The sequence below is a fragment of the Xanthobacter tagetidis genome (genome assembly GCF_003667445.1).
Classification (GTDB): Bacteria; Pseudomonadota; Alphaproteobacteria; order Rhizobiales; family Xanthobacteraceae; genus Xanthobacter; species Xanthobacter tagetidis.
Window position 1 is genome coordinate 215,338 of the sequence record NZ_RCTF01000008.1, and the last position, 14,358, is coordinate 229,695.

Sequence of the window (14,358 nt, forward strand, 5' to 3'; positions counted from 1 at the left end):
ATGCCTGCCGCCCCCAGCCCCTTCGTCTCCACCGAATGGCTCGCCGCGAACCTCGGCGCGCCCGACCTTGTGGTGGTGGACGCCTCCTGGCACCTGGCGCCCACCGGGCGCGACGGGCGGGCGGAGTTCCTGGAGCGGCACATTCCCGGCGCGGTGTTCTTCGACCTCGACGGCATCTCCGACCATTCCAGCAGCCTGCCGCACATGCTGCCGGACCCCAACACCTTCGCCCGCGAGGTGAGCGCGCTCGGCATCGGCGACGGCCTGCGGATCGTCGTCTATGACGCGCTCGGCCTGTTCTCCGCGCCGCGGGTATGGTGGACCTTCAAGGCGTTCGGCGCCTCCGAGGTGATGCTGCTCGACGGCGGCCTGCCCAAGTGGCTGGCCGAGGAGCGCGAGACCGAAAGCGGCCCGGCCACCCGCGCCCCGTCCCATTTCACCGCGCGGCTCGACCGCACGGTGGTAGCGGACACGGCCCAGGTGGAGCGCGCGCTCGGCACCGGCAGCGCGCAGCTGCTGGACGCGCGCTCGAAGGAGCGCTTCGCCGGCACCGCGCCGGAGCCGCGCACCGGCCTGCCCTCCGGCCACATGCCGGGCGCGCTCAACCTGCCCCATTCCGCCGTGGTGGCGGACGGCCGCCTCGCCGATGCCGACACCATCCGCACGGCGGTGGACGGGGCCGGACTCGATCTGGCGCGCCCGGTCATCACCACCTGCGGCTCCGGCGTCTCCGCCGCCATCCTCTGGCTGGCGCTGGAGCGCATCGGCAAGCGCCCGCTGGCGCTCTATGACGGCTCGTGGAGCGAGTGGGCCTCCAGCGGCAAGCCCGTGGAGACCGACGGCGCCTGACCACCCGGCGCGCTCCCGCAGGGGAGAGGCCGCGCAAGCGGAAGTGGACCGGCCGATTTTCGGGCCGTTCCCCGCGCCGGAAATCTTCCCTCGCGCCGGTTCCCGCTCTAGAAGCGCTCAGTTTCCCGCCCGCCGCACGCCGAAGGCCAACCGCGCACCATGACCACGTTCACGCCGCTCGCCCTTCCCGAGGTGATCCTCGCGACGCCGCGCCGCTTCGGCGACGCCCGCGGCTATTTCTGCGAGACCTATGTGAAGCCGCGATACGAAGCCGGCGGCATCCGCGCCGACTTCGTGCAGGACAATGAGAGCCTGTCGGAGACGGTCGGCACGATCCGCGGCCTGCATCTCCAGGCGCCCCCGTTCGCCCAGGCGAAGCTGGTGCGCGTGCTGGACGGCGCGATCTTCGACGTGGCGATCGACGTGCGCAGGAGCTCTCCCAGCTACGGCCGCTGGGTCGGCGCGACGCTCACCGCGGAGGGCGGCGAGCAGCTCTTCATCCCGCAGGGGTTTGCCCACGGCTTTGTCACACTCGCACCGGGAACCCGCGTCGCCTATAAGGTGGACGCCGTCTACGACCGGGACAGCGAGCGCGGGATCATCTGGAACGACCCCGACCTCGCCATCGACTGGAGCGTCGCGGCCGGAGCGGCGGTGCTGTCCGACAAGGACCTGGTGCTGCCCCGCTTCAAGGATTTCGACAGCCCCTTCGCCTGAACGGCGGAGCGGCGGCAAAGGTGGGCGGATCGCATGCGCGTATTGGTGACGGGGGGCGCGGGCTTCATCGGTTCGGCCGTGGTGCGGCACCTGATCGGGCTCGGGCACGAGGTGCTCACCTTCGACAAGCTGACCTATGCCGGCAATCTCGGCTCGCTGGCGGGCGTGATGGATCACGCCCGGCACACGTTCCTGAAGGCCGACATCTGCGACGCCGCCGCGGTGCGCGCCGCCTTCTCCTCCTTCCGGCCCGAACTGGTGATGCACCTCGCCGCCGAGAGCCATGTCGACCGCTCCATCGACGGGCCGGGCGAGTTCATCAACACCAACGTGGTCGGCACCTACACCATGCTCCAGGAGGCGCTGCGCCATTTCCGCGCGCTGCCCGAGAGCGCGCGCGCGGCGTTCCGCTTCCACCACATCTCCACCGACGAGGTGTTCGGCAGCCTCGGCCCGGAGGGCCTGTTCCGCGAGGACACCCCCTACCAGCCGAACTCCCCCTATTCCGCCTCCAAGGCGGCGTCGGACCATCTGGTGCGGGCGTGGTTCCACACCTATGGCCTGCCGGCGGTGATGTCGAACTGCTCGAACAATTACGGCCCCTACCACTTCCCCGAGAAGCTGATCCCGCTCGTCATCCTCAACGCGCTCGAAGGCGCCCCGCTGCCGGTCTACGGCACCGGCGAGAATGTGCGCGACTGGCTCTTTGTGGAGGATCACGCCGAGGCGCTGGTGCTGATCGCCACCAAGGGCCGGCCGGGCGAGAGCTACAATGTGGGCGGCGCCAGCGAGCGCCGCAACATCGACGTGGTGCGCGCCATCTGCGGCGTGCTCGACCGGCGCGTTCCCGATGCGCGGATCGGCCCGCGCGAAAGCCTGATCCGCTTCGTCACCGACCGCCCGGGCCACGACGCGCGCTACGCCATCGACTTCTCCAAGCTCGAACGCGAACTCGGCTGGACCCCGCGCCACAGCTTCGAGAGCGGTCTTGAGGCGACCGTCGACTGGTATCTCGCGAACCGAGACTGGTGGGAGCCGCTGCGCACCCGCTACCAGGGCCAGCGCCTGGGCCTCGCCTCGTGATGCGCATTCTCCTGTTCGGTGCCGGCGGCCAGCTCGGCCGCGAGATCTGCGGCCTCGCCGGGGCGCGCGGGCTGGACCTCGTCGCCCTCGACCGCGCCGCCATCGACGTGTGCGACCCCGTGGCGGTGGCGCGCGCGCTGGAGGCGCACCGGCCAAACGCGGTCATCAATGCCGCGGCCTATACCGCCGTGGACAAGGCCGAGAGCGAGCCGGAGCTGGCCGCGCGCGCCAATGCCTTCGCTCCCGGCCACATGGCCGAGCGCTGCGCGCGGTACCGCACACCGCTGGTCCATGTCTCCACCGACTATGTGTTCGACGGCACCAAGCAGGGCGCCTATGTGGAGGCCGACCCGGTGGCGCCGCTCGGCGTCTACGGGCGCACCAAGGCGGCCGGCGAGGCGGCGGTGCGCGCCGCCACCGAGCGGCACGTGATCGTGCGCACCTCGTGGGTCTACGGCCCGTACGGCAACAATTTCCTGAAGACCATGCTGCGCCTTGCGGGCGAGCGCGACCGACTGACCGTGGTGGCGGACCAGCGCGGCTGCCCCACCGCCACGCGCGACCTCGCCGAGGCACTGCTGGCGGCGGCCGAGGCGGCGGCGAAGGGCGAGGCGCGGTTCGGCACCTATCATTTCGCCGGCACCGGCGCGACTACCTGGCACGGCTTTGCCAGCGCCATCGTCGCGGCGGCGGCGGCGCACACCGGCCGCAGTCCGGAGGTCGCCCCCATCACCACCGCCGAATATCCCACGCCGGCCCGGCGGCCCCGGAATTCCGAGCTTTCGAGCGCGCTGTTCGAGCGCACATTCGGCTACAAGGCCGCGCCCTGGCCTGAACGGGCGCGCGAAGTGGTGGACCAGCTTCTCGGCGCCACGGCTGCCGGGACGCGCACCGAGGAGGCAAAGTGAAGGGCATCATCCTCGCCGGGGGCTCCGGCACCAGGCTCCACCCCATCACCCTGGTCGTGTCGAAGCAGCTTCTGCCGGTCTACGACAAGCCGATGATCTATTATCCGCTGTGCACGCTCATGATGGCGGGCATCAAGGATATCCTCATCATCACCACGCCCCACGACGCGGCGCTGTTCAAGGCGTTGCTGAAGGACGGCTCGCAGTTCGGCATCTCGCTGACCTATGCGGTGCAGGAGCATCCGCGCGGACTCGCCGATGCCTTCATCGTCGGCCGCGACTTCGTCGGCGACGAACACGTGGCGCTGGTGCTGGGCGACAATCTGTTCTTCGGCCACGGCCTGCCCGAGCTGATGCAGGACGCCGCGCGCCGCACCGAGGGCGCCACGGTGTTCGGCTATCCCGTGACCGACCCGGAGCGCTACGGCGTGGTGGAGATGGACAAGACCGGCCGCGTGCTCTCGCTCGAGGAGAAGCCGGCAAGCCCCAAGTCCAACCTCGCCGTGACCGGGCTCTATTTCTACGACAACCAAGTGGTGGAGATCGCCGCCGGCCTGACGCCCTCGCCGCGCGGCGAAATCGAGATCACCGACGTGAACAAGGCCTATCTGGAGCGCGGCCAACTGCACGTCTCCATGATGGGGCGCGGCTTCGCCTGGCTCGACACCGGCACGCCGGATTCTCTGGTGGAGGCGGCGCAGTTCGTGCAGATCATCGAGAAGCGGCAGGGCCTTCGGGTCTCCGCGCCCGAGGAGGTGGCGTTCCGCGCCGGCTTCATCGACGAGGTGCAGCTGCGCGCCCAGGCGAAGGTGTTCGCCAAGTCCACCTACGGCGCCTACCTGTCCCGCCTCGCGGACGAGGGCATCTAGAGCCCACGCCGATCAGCTTGCACCGCGAGCTGATCGGATACCGCGTTCTCGCCATCAATTGGAGGGCGAGAACGGCGCCCAGCAGACCGGGCCTGTCGCGCATCGCAGCCGACGGCCCCGATGACGCCCTGGCCGCCTCGGCACCGGGGACGCGCGCGGGCATCTCCTTTTCGGCACGACTTGGGCAGCGACGGCATTCGGCTGCCTCCGCGATGGTATCCCCGCCCGACATCAGCAAAAGCAAAGGCGCCATTCGGCAAATCGCGGCCTGATTGCGGGTTGTGCTTCACGATTTATCCACAAAAACCTGTGACGATTCAGGGAGATCGAACTTAAGGTCGGGATATCGCCGCCGTGAAGCCGCTCCTCATCGTCACTGGTTTTGTGGCTGCCGCCGCCTTGGGCGCGGGCGTGGCCGTTACCCCGTTCCTGATCGCTGCGGACGACGGTCCGGCGACCACGCAGTCCATTTCCCAGCCGGCGGCCCCCGCCGGCTCAGGGCAGGCCGCGCAGAGCAAGCCGGCCACTGCGGGCCAGAAGACGGCTGCCGCCGTCCAGCCGGCCGCGGCTCCTGCGCCCGCGCCGGAACCGGCCGCCCCGGCGCCGGTGGCGCCGCGCAAGAACTACACCTACAAGTCGTTCGACGTGGACGGCGCCTACATCGCCATGACGTTCGACGACGGCCCGAGCCCCGAGACGACGCCGCGGCTGCTGAAGACGCTGCACGAGCGGAACATCAAGGCCACCTTCTTCGTGCTCGGCAACATGGCCGCCAAGCATCCCGAACTGCTGAAGATGATCGCGGACGAGGGCCACGAGATCGGCAGCCACTCCTGGAGCCATCCGCAGCTCACCCGCATCAGCCAGGCGGCGCTGGACAAGGAGCTGGGCAACACCTCCGAAGTGATCCTGCAGGCCACCGGCAAGCGGCCGATCTATCTGCGCCCGCCCTACGGCACCATGAAGCCGTCGCTGCGCACGCTGATCGAAGAGAAATACGGCCTCACCATCGTCAACTGGTCGGTGGACCCCAACGACTGGAAGAACCGCAACAGCCAGGCGGTCCATGATGCCATCCTGGCGCAGGTGAAGCCCGGCGCTATCGTGCTCTCGCACGACATCTACCCCACCACCGTGGACGCGATGCCGCGCATTCTCGATGAGCTGATCGCCAAGGGCTACAAGTTCGCGACGCTGTCGCAGATGGTGGCCATGGACAAGCCGCTGAAGGCGCCGATGGTTGCATCGGTCCATGCGGGTCAGAAGCCGAAGCCGGCGGCGCAGGCCAACGCCAAGCCCACGGCTTCCGCCGGTGCGCCCAAGCCCGGCGCGCAGGCTGGCACCAAGCCCGCGGCGCCGTCCGGCACGAAGCCGGCCGCAGCCTCCGCACCGAAGCCCGCGGCCACCGGCGCGCCGGCCCGCAGCGCCGGCGTCTACTGATCGGGCTGCCGCGCCGCCGGCCGCATCATGCCGGCCGGGTCGATGCCTCGGCGTGCGCGCGTTCACCAACCCCGCCGGCCGCAAAGCGGCGCAGCAGGTCGACGACCGTGTCGGGCGCCTGCAGGGTCGGCACGTGGGCGCAGTCCGCGATCTCGTAAAATGTGCCGTCAGGCACGAGATCGGCCAGTTCGCGCGCCATCGCCGGTGGAGTCGCCTCGTCCAGGGCGCCGACGCAGGCGAAAAGGCGCACAGGCAGCCGGCGCGCCTCCTGCCTGAGGTCGAGCGAGGCGAGAAGGCCGCAGGCCTCGCCGAACACCTGCGGGTCGGTGGCGAGGAAGCTCGCCCGCCGCTCCGCCACGATTTGCGGCACCCGCGCCGCCATCGCCGGCGGGAACAGCCGCAGCATGGCCGTCTGCGCGATGGCCTCAAGGCCGCTCTCCTCAGCCTTGCCCGCCATGAAGCGGAAAGCGCCGCGCCCCGGTTCGGAGAAGGCGGCGCCGCAGCCGGCCAGGAACAGGCCGCCGCTCAGCTGCGGATGGCGCAGAGCCGTGGCGAGCGCCAGGAACGCGCCGTAGCCGTTGCCGACCAGGATCGGCGCCTCGCCGGGGCACGCCTCAGTCACCGCCTTCGCGATCGCATCGGCCTGCCCGTCGAGGCCGCCAGGCGCTCGCGGCGATCCTCCGAAGCCCGGCAGATCGAGCAGCACCAGACGGAAGTCTCCCGAAAGCAGCGGCACCACCGGCTCCAGGCTGCCGCGATCGGACAGCAGCGAGTGGAGAAACACGATGCTGGGACCCGTGCCGGTCACGTGCGCGGTGAGGCCGGCGGCGCGGCTGTTGGCGGTCAGCATCAGTGTACTCCGAGATGTTGGGCCATGAGGGCGGGGTCGTCGGCAAGGATGTTCGGCGCGCCGCGCCACGCCACCTCGCCCGACGACAGGACGACACAGGTGTCGGCGAGGCGCAGCGCTAGCGGCAGGTTGTGCTCCACCAGCAGGATCGAGAGCCCGTCCGCCTTCAGCGCGGCGATCGCCTGCGCCACCTCGGCGACGATCTGCGGGGCGAGGCCTTCGGCCGGCTCGTCCAGCAGCAGCACGCGCGGGTTCGTGACGAGGGCGCGGGCGATGGCCAGCATCTGCTGCTCGCCGCCGGACATGGAGCCGGCAAGCTGCCGGCGCCGCTCCTTCAGGCGCGGGAACAGCGTCTCGACGGAAGCGATGTCGAACACCCGCTCCGCCGCGTGGCGCGGCGGCCGGTAGGCGATGGCGAGGTGCTCCTCGACGGTGAGCGAGGGGAAGATGCGCCGCCCCTGCGGCACGAGGCCGATGCCGAGCTTGCAGATGCTTTCCGGCTTGCGGCCCTCCAGCGCGGTGCCGAACAGGCGGATGTGCCCCTGCCGGGGTTCCAGCAGGCCGGCGATGGCGCTGAGCGTGGTCGACTTGCCGGCGCCGTTGCGGCCGAGCAAGGCGGTGACGGCGCCTTCGGCGCAGGTGATGTCCAGGCCTCGGACGGCGCAGATCTCGCCGTGATAGACGTGGAGGTCGCTGAGGATCAGGGCTTCAGGCACCGAGATAGACCTCCCGGGTGCGGGGATCGGCGGCAATCTCCGCGCGGCTTCCCGTGGCGACCACGCGGCCGTGGTGGAGCAGGGTGATGCGTTCCGCGAACGCCAAGGCGACATCCATGTCGTGCTCGATCAGGACCACCGTGACGTCGGGCGGCAGGTTGGCCAGCAGGTCCTGGACCGTGACGCGCTCGTCGCGCGAGAGGCCGGCCAGCGGCTCGTCCAGCAGCAGGACGCGCGGCGAGAGCGCGAGTGCCATGGCGATCTCCAGGCGGCGGCGGTCCCCGTAGGCGGTCTGGGAGACGGGCCGATCGGCAAGATCGGCCAGGCGGACCCGGTCCAGGATCGCCATGGCCTCGGCGCGCAGCGCCCGGTTGGCCTCGAAGGCGCGCCAGGTGCCCCACTTGCCGGCCTTGAGGCCGTTCAGCGCCAGCATCACGTTCCGGCAGATGGTCTCGTGCGGGAACAGGGTCAGGATCTGGTAGGTCCGCGCGAGGCCGAAGGCGGTGCGCTTGCGCGGCGGCAGGCCCACCAGCTCGGCGCCGAACAGGCGGATGGAGCCCAGGGTCGGCGCCAGGTCGCCGCAGATCAGGTTGAACAGCGTGGTCTTGCCGGCGCCGTTGGGGCCGAGCAGCAGGTGCCGCTCGCCCGGCATGATGGCGAGGCTGACGTCGGAGACCGCCGGCAGGCCGCCGAACTGCTTGGACAGTCCCGCAATATGAAGAGCCGGTTCAGCCATCGGTGCGCTCCCGCGGCACGAGGGCTGGGGCAGGCGCGGGACGGAACCGGCGCAGCCAGGCGGTGAGCCGGCCGAGGCCCGGAACGATGCCGTCCGGCATCAGCAGGACGATCACGACGAAGGTCACGCCCAGCAGCATCATCCAGCGGTCGATCCAGATGGAGGCGAGGTTCTTCAGCAGCACGACCAGCGCCGCGCCGATAAGGGGGCCGGCCAGCGTCCCGGCGCCTCCCGCCACCACCATCAGCAGCACCTCGGCGGAGGCCGTCACCGCCATCATGTGCGGACTGACGAACTGGTGGTACCAGGCATAGAGCAGGCCGGCCGCCGCGCCCCAGCCGGCCGCCAGCATCCAGGCGACGAAGCGGATGCGCCAGACGTCATAGCCGACCGCGCTCATGCGGCGCGGCTGATCGCGGGTGCCGCGCAGCGCCACGCCGAGCGGGCTGTCGAAGAAGCGGCCGAGCTGGAGCAGCGCCAGCGCCAGGACGCACAGGCACAGCCACAGGAACCATTCCGGACGCTCCAGAGGCAGGACGGCGCCGCCGGGGCGCGGCACGCCGGACAGGCCGTTGTCGCCGCCTGTCACCGAGGTCCAGCGATAGGCCGCGCCCCAGACGATCTGGCACAGCGCCATGGTGATCATGACGAAGCCGAGCCCGGTGGTGCGCAAGGCGACGAGCGCGAACAGCATCGACGCCGCAAGCGTGCCGCCGATGGCCAGGAGTGCAGCCGGGACGGGATCAAAGCCGCCGACGGTGGAGAGCCAGGCCACGAGATAGGCGGTCAGCCCCGGAAACACCGCGAAGCCGAGGGAATTCAGCCCGGCATGTCCGACCAGCACGTTCAGCCCCAGCGCGCCGATGGCGGCGATCGCCACCTGGCTGGTGAGGTTCACATAGAACGGCGAGGTGGAGACCAGCGGCACCATGGCCATGGCCGCCAGCACCATGATGAAGGGCAGGATGCGCGGGCTCATCCGAGCCTCCGGCCGAACAGGCCCTGCGGCGCCACGGAGAGCACCGCGATCATGGGCAGGAACAGGATCACATAGGCGAGGTCGGGCACGAGCACCTGTCCGAACGTGTAGATGAAGCCGATGGCGTAGGCGCCGACGAATGCCCCAATGAGGCTGCCGGCGCCGCCGAGGATGACCACCAGCAGGGCCAGCGGCAGCATGTCCTGGTCGAGGGTGGGATAGACCGAGAGGATGGGGCCGCCGATTACGCCGCCGAGCCCCGCCAAGGCGGTGCCAAGGCAGAACACGGCGGTGAAGAGGGTGGAGGCGGAGACGCCGATGGCGCGGGCCATGCCCACGTCGTCCACCGCCGCGCGGATCATTGCGCCGGCGCGCGTGCGCTCCACGAGAAGCCACAGCCCCAGCGCAACCGCAGCCGAGGCGCCGATGACGAACAGCCGGTAGCGCGGGAACACCGCATCGCCGATGCGCACCGCGCCGGACAGTTCCGGCGGCGGCGGCAGGCGCATGGGGTCGCCGCCCCACAACATCAGGCAAGCATCGGCGATGATGAAGGCGAGGCCGAGCGTGAGCAGCACCTGCGGCAGGGTGCGCCCGGCGAGGCGGCGCAGCAGCGTGCGCTCAAGCACCCCGCCGAACAGGCCCACCGCCACGGCGGCCGACGCCGCCGCGACCCAGAAGCCGAACCCGGCCTTCACCACCGCGAGGCCGAGATAGGCCCCCAGCATGAACAGGGCGCCATGGGCGAGGTTCGCCACCCGCATCAGCCCGAAGATGAGGCTGAAGCCGGAGGCCAGCATGAACAGCAGCCCGCCGAGCGCCAGGGCATTGAGGCTTTGGCTGATCCAGAAGGCCATGATTGGTCCTCGGAAAGGAAGGAGGGGCCCGGGACGATGCCTATCGAGCCGTCATCCCCCGGCTTGTCCGGCAGTCGGCTGTTGCCGACTGCCGCTTGAGAGGACGGAACCCGGCATCAGCCGGGTTCCGAGGGATCCACGATGCGACCGGGCCGGTTGCCGGGAGTCATGCAGCCGGCAAGCGGCGTGGTGGATGCCCCGGACAAGCCGGGGCATGACGGCTCTCAGCAGGGAGAAGTCCGGGGCTTAAATCCCCGAAATCACTTCCCGAGGTTCTTCGCCGGCGGGTAGTCGCGGCTGTAGACCGGATCGGCGAGGAAGGCCTTGGGATCGTAGGTCCAGAACTGCGTGACCTTCGGATAGGTCTTGATGACCACGTTCTGGAGCCTGCCGTCCTTCTCCTCGGTCTTGCGGATGGTCACGGTCATGATGGGATTGCCATATTCGTCGAGCGTGACCTCGCCGAAGGGTCCCTTCTCCAGCTTCACCGCGCGCAGGGCCTTCATGAGCGCCTGCTTGTCCTCCACCTTGCCGTCGATCGCCTTCACCGCGGCGTCCAGGAAGGCGCACGCCTCGTAGGCGCCGGCGGTGTAGTAGCCGGGGTCGGCGCCGTACTTGGCGCGGATGCCGGCGGCGAATTCCTTGTTGCCGGGCACGTCCTGGGTCGCCGTGTACCAGCCGGAGGAGATGACGCCGACCGCTTCCTTGCCCATGGACTTGAGGATGCCCTCGTCCACCGTGGTCATCTGCGCGATCACCTTCACCGGCGCGCCGTATTCGGCGTACTGCTGGAGGAAGCGCAGGCCGTTGCCGCCGGCGAAGGCGGCGTAGACCGCATCCACGTCGGTGCGGATCTGGCTGATGTAGCTGCCGTAGTCGGCGACGTTCAGCGGCGGCCACAGCTTCTGCACCACCTGTCCGCCATTGTCCTCGAAGGCGCGCTGGAAGCCGGCGGTGGCCTCGTGGCCGAAGGCGAAGTCGTCGCCGATGGTGGCGACGCGCTTGAGCTTCAGGTCCTTGGCGGCATATTCGCCGAGCGCGTGGTTGGCCTGGGCGGAGGTGCCCACGGCGCGCACGAACCACGGGTTCACCTTGCGCTGGGTGAGGTCTTCAGCCGCCGCGGACGGCGAGATCACCGGCACGCCCACCTGGCGGATATAGTCGTCGATGGCCAGCGCCTCGAAGGCGGCGAGCGGGCCGATGATGGCGTTGACGCGCTCGCGCTCCACCAGCTCCTGGGCGCGGGTCTTGGTGGTGGCGGGCTGGCCGGCGGTGTCCACCGTGATGAGCTCCACCTTGCGGCCGCCCATCATGCCGCCCCGCTCGGCGAGGCAATATTCCATGCCCTGCTCCATCTGCTTGCCGCCGGCCGCCAGCGCGCCGGAGCGCACCGTCATGAAGCCGACCTTAATGGGGGGCTGCTGCGCCGCCACCGGCCAGGCGGCAAGCGCGGAAAGGGCCGTCGCGGCAAGCCACGAGCAGGCTGCGGCGCGGGTGGTCATCCTCGGCATTTCCGATCTCCCTGAGATGCTCTTGACGGCAAAAATCATTGTTGTGATATTTCACGCAGATCGGAAATCCATCGTCAAGTGCCATTTTGGCGTTGATGACTATGCAATGTCCGCTCATGATGATCTCAAGTTTACCGAGGTCTGAAATATGTTGATGGACGATGATGCCCCCGCTGATATGGGCATAAGCGGGCCTGGCCTGCTGCGGGAAGCGGTCTATGCGCGGCTCAAGGAGGAGATTCTCGCCTGCCTGCTGCAGCCCGGCGAGGAACTGCGCGAGCAGGAGCTGGCCGCCCGCTTCGAGGTGAGCAAGCAGCCCGTGCGCGAGGCGCTGCTGCGGCTGGAGCAGGAGCGCCTCATCACGGTTATTCCGCGCCAGGGCTACCGGGTGAACCCGGTCTCGCTCGCGGATGCGCGCGACATCTTCCGCTTCCGCGAGGTGATGGAGCCGGCCTGCGCAGCGGACGCAGCCCGGCACGCTTCGGACCAGACGCTAGCGGCCCTCGACGCCTACCGGACCTTCGACGCCACCAAGTCCAACTTCATCCGCTACAACCGCGCCTTCCACGTGGCCGTCGCCATGTGCGCCCCGCACCGCCGCATGCGCGAGGAGGTGGCGGACCTCGTCGCGCAGGCGGATCGTCTGGTGCTGGTCAGCATCGGCACCATGCAGGGGCGCGACCCCGACCGGCTGATCGCCGAGCACGTCGCCATCATCGAGGCGCTCCAGTCCCGCGACGGCCGCAAGGCCGCCCGCCTGCTGCGGGACCATATCGCCGATGCCGAGAAACGGGTGGTCGCGGCCCTGTCGCGCCACGCCGTCGTCCTTTGAGAAAAAACCGGAGAAACGTCATGAACGCCAAAGCCGAAGCCGCCGTCGCGGCGCGGGGCAATTTCATCGATGGCCGCGAGGTGGAGAGCATCGGCGGCGGCACGGTGGAGGTGAAGAATCCCGCCACCGGCGCCGTCATAGCCATCATTCCCGACAGCACCCGCGAAGACGTGGATGCGGCGGTGAAGAGCGCCCGCGCCGCCTTCAACGGCGACGCCTGGGGCGGCATGGCCATCCGCGAGCGGGTGAAGCTCATCAACCGCATCGCCGACGCCTTCGAGACCGCGCTGCCGGAGCTTTACCAGCTCGAAACCCAGAACAACGGCCGGCCGGTGAACGAGACCCGCGCCCAGCTCGGCCGCCTGCCGGACTTCCTGCGCTATTTCGGCGGCCTCGCGCTCGCCCGCCGCGATGACGTGATCCCGGTGGAAGGCAATTATCTCAACTACACCCGCCGCACGCCCATCGGCGTGGTGGCCAATTGCACGCCCTTCAACCACCCGCTGATGATCCTGTGCAAGTCGCTGGCGGCGGTGCTCGCCTCCGGCTGCACCACGGTGGTGAAGCCCTCGGAATACACGCCCCTCACCACGCTGCGCCTGGCGAAGCTGATGAGCGACAACGGCCTGCCGCCCGGCGTGTTCAATGTGGTCAACGGCATCGGCGCCAGTTCCGGCCGCTTCCTCGCCGAGCATCACGACATCAACAAGCTGGTGCTCACCGGTGGCACCGAGGCCGGCCGCATCGCCGGCTCGGCGGCGGCGAAGGTCTTCGCGCACCAGACGCTGGAGCTGGGCGGCAAGACGCCGGTGATGGTGTTCGACGATTACGACGTGGAGCAGGCGGTGAACTATGCCGCCTTCGGCGCCTTCGTGGGCGCGGGCCAGACCTGCGTCTGCGCCGCCCGGCACATCGTTCAGAAGACCATCTATGACGAGTTCGTGGAGCGCCTCGCCGCCAAGACCAAGGCCATCCGCATCGGCGATCCCCGCGATCCCGAGACCCAGCTCGGCCCCGTGGTCTCCCAGCGCCAGCTCGACCGCGTGCTCTCCTTCGTGCAGGCGGGCCATGACGATGGTGCGCGCCTCGTGGCCGGCGGCCAGCGGCGCATCGTGCCCGGCCACGAGAACGGCTTCTTCGTGGAACCCACCGTGTTCGCCGATGTGGCGCCCCACATGCGCATCGCCCGCGAGGAGGTGTTCGGCCCCTTCACGGTGGTGATCCCCTTCGAGACGGAGGAGGAAGCCCTCGCCATCGCCAATGACAGCCCGTTCGGCCTCGCCGCCGCCATCCGCACCCGCGATGTCCATCGCGCCCATCGCGTGGCGGCGAAGGTGAAGGCCGGCATCGTCTGGATCAACGACCACCACCGCCTCGATCCGGCCTCGCCCTGGGGCGGCGTGGACGACAGCGGCATCGGCCGCGAGTTCGGCATCGAGAGCTTCAACGACCATTTCGACGTGAAGTCGGTGATGCTCTCGACCGAGGGTAAGCCCTTCGACTGGTACAAGGGCACGTCGCAGCAGCCGCGCCTCAACTGAGGGCGGCAACACGGCGACAGCACGGTCCGCACGATGCCTGGCGCCATCGCGCGGACCCCCATGGGCGGTTTTGGACCAGCGGATCATGGTGCCGGCACGTGAGGCGGACCATCTTGACGATGTCCAGCCGCCCGTCCTACGTGCCCTCAAGGCCGCCAAGCGCGGCAAAGCCCGGTCCATGCCCGGGCGCCGCAGGCAAAGGGCAGGCGCATTCAGGTGCGCAGCCGCCGGGGCCGGCCGTCCGCGCCGGCCCTTCCTCTTGCATCTGCGGCCGAAACCCCCTATCCCACGGCGGCTTTTTTAGCGCGGCCCGTGCGGCGCGCCGACCGACTGAGAGAGAACGATGGCCAAAGAGAAGTTCAACCGTTCGAAGCCGCACTGCAACATCGGCACCATTGGTCACGTTGACCATGGCAAGACGTCGCTGACGGCTGCGATCACGAAGATTCTGGCGGAGTCTGGGGGCGCGA

The 14,358-nt window shown here is 69.6% G+C and carries 16 protein-coding genes; 10 read left to right on the plus strand and 6 right to left on the minus strand.

Annotated features, from left to right (window positions below):
* From sseA to D9R14_RS12050, 6 genes are all read left to right on the plus strand, one after another.
* A complete protein-coding gene (sseA, locus tag D9R14_RS12025) occupies nt 1-849 on the plus strand; it encodes a 3-mercaptopyruvate sulfurtransferase (protein WP_121623570.1) in 849 nt (282 codons plus the stop codon).
* Nucleotides 850-1,008: 159 nt separating this feature from the next.
* On the plus strand, nt 1,009-1,566 hold the full coding sequence (gene rfbC / locus D9R14_RS12030; RefSeq protein ID WP_121623571.1) for a dTDP-4-dehydrorhamnose 3,5-epimerase: 558 nt from the start codon (nt 1,009-1,011) through the stop codon (nt 1,564-1,566).
* A 33-nt stretch (nt 1,567-1,599) separates the two neighbouring features.
* Nucleotides 1,600-2,649: a dTDP-glucose 4,6-dehydratase gene (gene rfbB, locus D9R14_RS12035; RefSeq protein ID WP_121623572.1), complete on the plus strand. Its 1,050-nt coding sequence runs from the start codon at nt 1,600-1,602 to the stop codon at nt 2,647-2,649.
* Nucleotides 2,646-3,557, plus strand: a complete 912-nt coding sequence (gene rfbD / locus D9R14_RS12040) for a dTDP-4-dehydrorhamnose reductase (RefSeq protein WP_121623573.1) — start codon at nt 2,646-2,648, stop codon at nt 3,555-3,557. Before rfbB ends, rfbD begins: the two co-directional genes overlap by 4 nt.
* Complete coding sequence (rfbA, locus tag D9R14_RS12045) at nt 3,554-4,426, plus strand: glucose-1-phosphate thymidylyltransferase RfbA (RefSeq protein WP_121623574.1); 873 nt, start codon at nt 3,554-3,556, stop codon at nt 4,424-4,426. Before rfbD ends, rfbA begins: the two co-directional genes overlap by 4 nt.
* Nucleotides 4,427-4,780: 354 nt before the next feature.
* A complete protein-coding gene (locus tag D9R14_RS12050; protein WP_121623575.1) occupies nt 4,781-5,866 on the plus strand; it encodes a polysaccharide deacetylase family protein in 1,086 nt (361 codons plus the stop codon).
* Nucleotides 5,867-5,891: 25 nt separating this feature from the next.
* On the opposite strand, the gene D9R14_RS12055 is transcribed toward D9R14_RS12050, so the two are convergent.
* The 6 genes from D9R14_RS12055 to D9R14_RS12080 all read right to left on the minus strand — a co-directional run bounded on the left by D9R14_RS12055 (nt 5,892) and on the right by D9R14_RS12080 (nt 11,401).
* Complete coding sequence (locus tag D9R14_RS12055) at nt 5,892-6,716, minus strand: alpha/beta fold hydrolase (protein ID WP_121623576.1); 825 nt, start codon at nt 6,714-6,716, stop codon at nt 5,892-5,894.
* Nucleotides 6,716-7,432, minus strand: coding sequence for an ABC transporter ATP-binding protein (locus tag D9R14_RS12060; protein ID WP_184759482.1), 717 nt, complete (start codon nt 7,430-7,432; stop codon nt 6,716-6,718). Before D9R14_RS12060 ends, D9R14_RS12055 begins: the two co-directional genes overlap by 1 nt.
* Complete coding sequence (locus tag D9R14_RS12065) at nt 7,425-8,168, minus strand: ABC transporter ATP-binding protein (RefSeq protein WP_121623578.1); 744 nt, start codon at nt 8,166-8,168, stop codon at nt 7,425-7,427. Before D9R14_RS12065 ends, D9R14_RS12060 begins: the two co-directional genes overlap by 8 nt.
* Entirely contained in the window at nt 8,161-9,147 is a 987-nt protein-coding gene (locus tag D9R14_RS12070; protein WP_121623579.1) for a branched-chain amino acid ABC transporter permease, read from the minus strand. The genes D9R14_RS12065 and D9R14_RS12070 overlap by 8 nt, the downstream gene beginning before the upstream one ends.
* Nucleotides 9,144-10,004 carry a branched-chain amino acid ABC transporter permease gene (locus D9R14_RS12075; RefSeq protein WP_121623580.1) on the minus strand — a complete coding sequence of 287 codons (861 nt, stop codon included), beginning with the start codon at nt 10,002-10,004 and terminating at the stop codon, nt 9,144-9,146. Before D9R14_RS12075 ends, D9R14_RS12070 begins: the two co-directional genes overlap by 4 nt.
* Nucleotides 10,005-10,264: 260 nt before the next feature.
* Nucleotides 10,265-11,401 (minus strand): ABC transporter substrate-binding protein, encoded by a 1,137-nt coding sequence (locus D9R14_RS12080; RefSeq protein ID WP_245420766.1) that lies wholly within the window; start codon nt 11,399-11,401, stop codon nt 10,265-10,267.
* Between D9R14_RS12080 and D9R14_RS23120 the strand changes: the two genes are divergently transcribed.
* The 4 genes from D9R14_RS23120 to D9R14_RS12095 form a co-directional block, all read left to right on the plus strand.
* The gene (locus tag D9R14_RS23120) at nt 11,400-11,660 is read left to right on the plus strand and encodes a hypothetical protein (protein WP_170168578.1); all 261 of its coding nucleotides are present in this window, start codon (nt 11,400-11,402) and stop codon (nt 11,658-11,660) included. The two genes, D9R14_RS12080 and D9R14_RS23120, sit on opposite strands and share 2 nt — an antisense overlap.
* Before the next feature lie 9 nt (nt 11,661-11,669).
* The gene (locus D9R14_RS12085; protein ID WP_245420769.1) at nt 11,670-12,347 is read left to right on the plus strand and encodes a GntR family transcriptional regulator; all 678 of its coding nucleotides are present in this window, start codon (nt 11,670-11,672) and stop codon (nt 12,345-12,347) included.
* A 20-nt stretch (nt 12,348-12,367) separates the two neighbouring features.
* Nucleotides 12,368-13,888 (plus strand): aldehyde dehydrogenase, encoded by a 1,521-nt coding sequence (locus tag D9R14_RS12090; protein ID WP_029554834.1) that lies wholly within the window; start codon nt 12,368-12,370, stop codon nt 13,886-13,888.
* A 343-nt stretch (nt 13,889-14,231) separates the two neighbouring features.
* A partial coding sequence (locus tag D9R14_RS12095) for a GTP-binding protein (RefSeq protein ID WP_245420775.1) occupies nt 14,232-14,358 on the plus strand: 127 nt, incomplete at its 3' end.

Excerpts from the sequence above, each read along its gene's own strand:
- sseA (WP_121623570.1), top strand. The coding sequence starts at position 1 with ATGCCTGCCGCCCCCAGCCCCTTCGTCTCCACCGAATGGCTCGCCGCG.
- rfbC (WP_121623571.1), top strand. The coding sequence starts at position 1,009 with ATGACCACGTTCACGCCGCTCGCCCTTCCCGAGGTGATCCTCGCGACG.
- rfbB (WP_121623572.1), top strand. The coding sequence starts at position 1,600 with ATGCGCGTATTGGTGACGGGGGGCGCGGGCTTCATCGGTTCGGCCGTG.
- D9R14_RS12055 (WP_121623576.1), bottom strand. The coding sequence starts at position 6,716 with ATGCTGACCGCCAACAGCCGCGCCGCCGGCCTCACCGCGCACGTGACC.
- D9R14_RS12065 (WP_121623578.1), bottom strand. The coding sequence starts at position 8,168 with ATGGCTGAACCGGCTCTTCATATTGCGGGACTGTCCAAGCAGTTCGGC.
- D9R14_RS12070 (WP_121623579.1), bottom strand. The coding sequence starts at position 9,147 with ATGAGCCCGCGCATCCTGCCCTTCATCATGGTGCTGGCGGCCATGGCC.
- D9R14_RS12075 (WP_121623580.1), bottom strand. The coding sequence starts at position 10,004 with ATGGCCTTCTGGATCAGCCAAAGCCTCAATGCCCTGGCGCTCGGCGGG.
- D9R14_RS23120 (WP_170168578.1), top strand. The coding sequence starts at position 11,400 with ATGAAGCCGACCTTAATGGGGGGCTGCTGCGCCGCCACCGGCCAGGCG.
- D9R14_RS12080 (WP_245420766.1), bottom strand. The coding sequence starts at position 11,401 with ATGACGGTGCGCTCCGGCGCGCTGGCGGCCGGCGGCAAGCAGATGGAG.
- D9R14_RS12085 (WP_245420769.1), top strand. The coding sequence starts at position 11,670 with ATGGACGATGATGCCCCCGCTGATATGGGCATAAGCGGGCCTGGCCTG.
- D9R14_RS12090 (WP_029554834.1), top strand. The coding sequence starts at position 12,368 with ATGAACGCCAAAGCCGAAGCCGCCGTCGCGGCGCGGGGCAATTTCATC.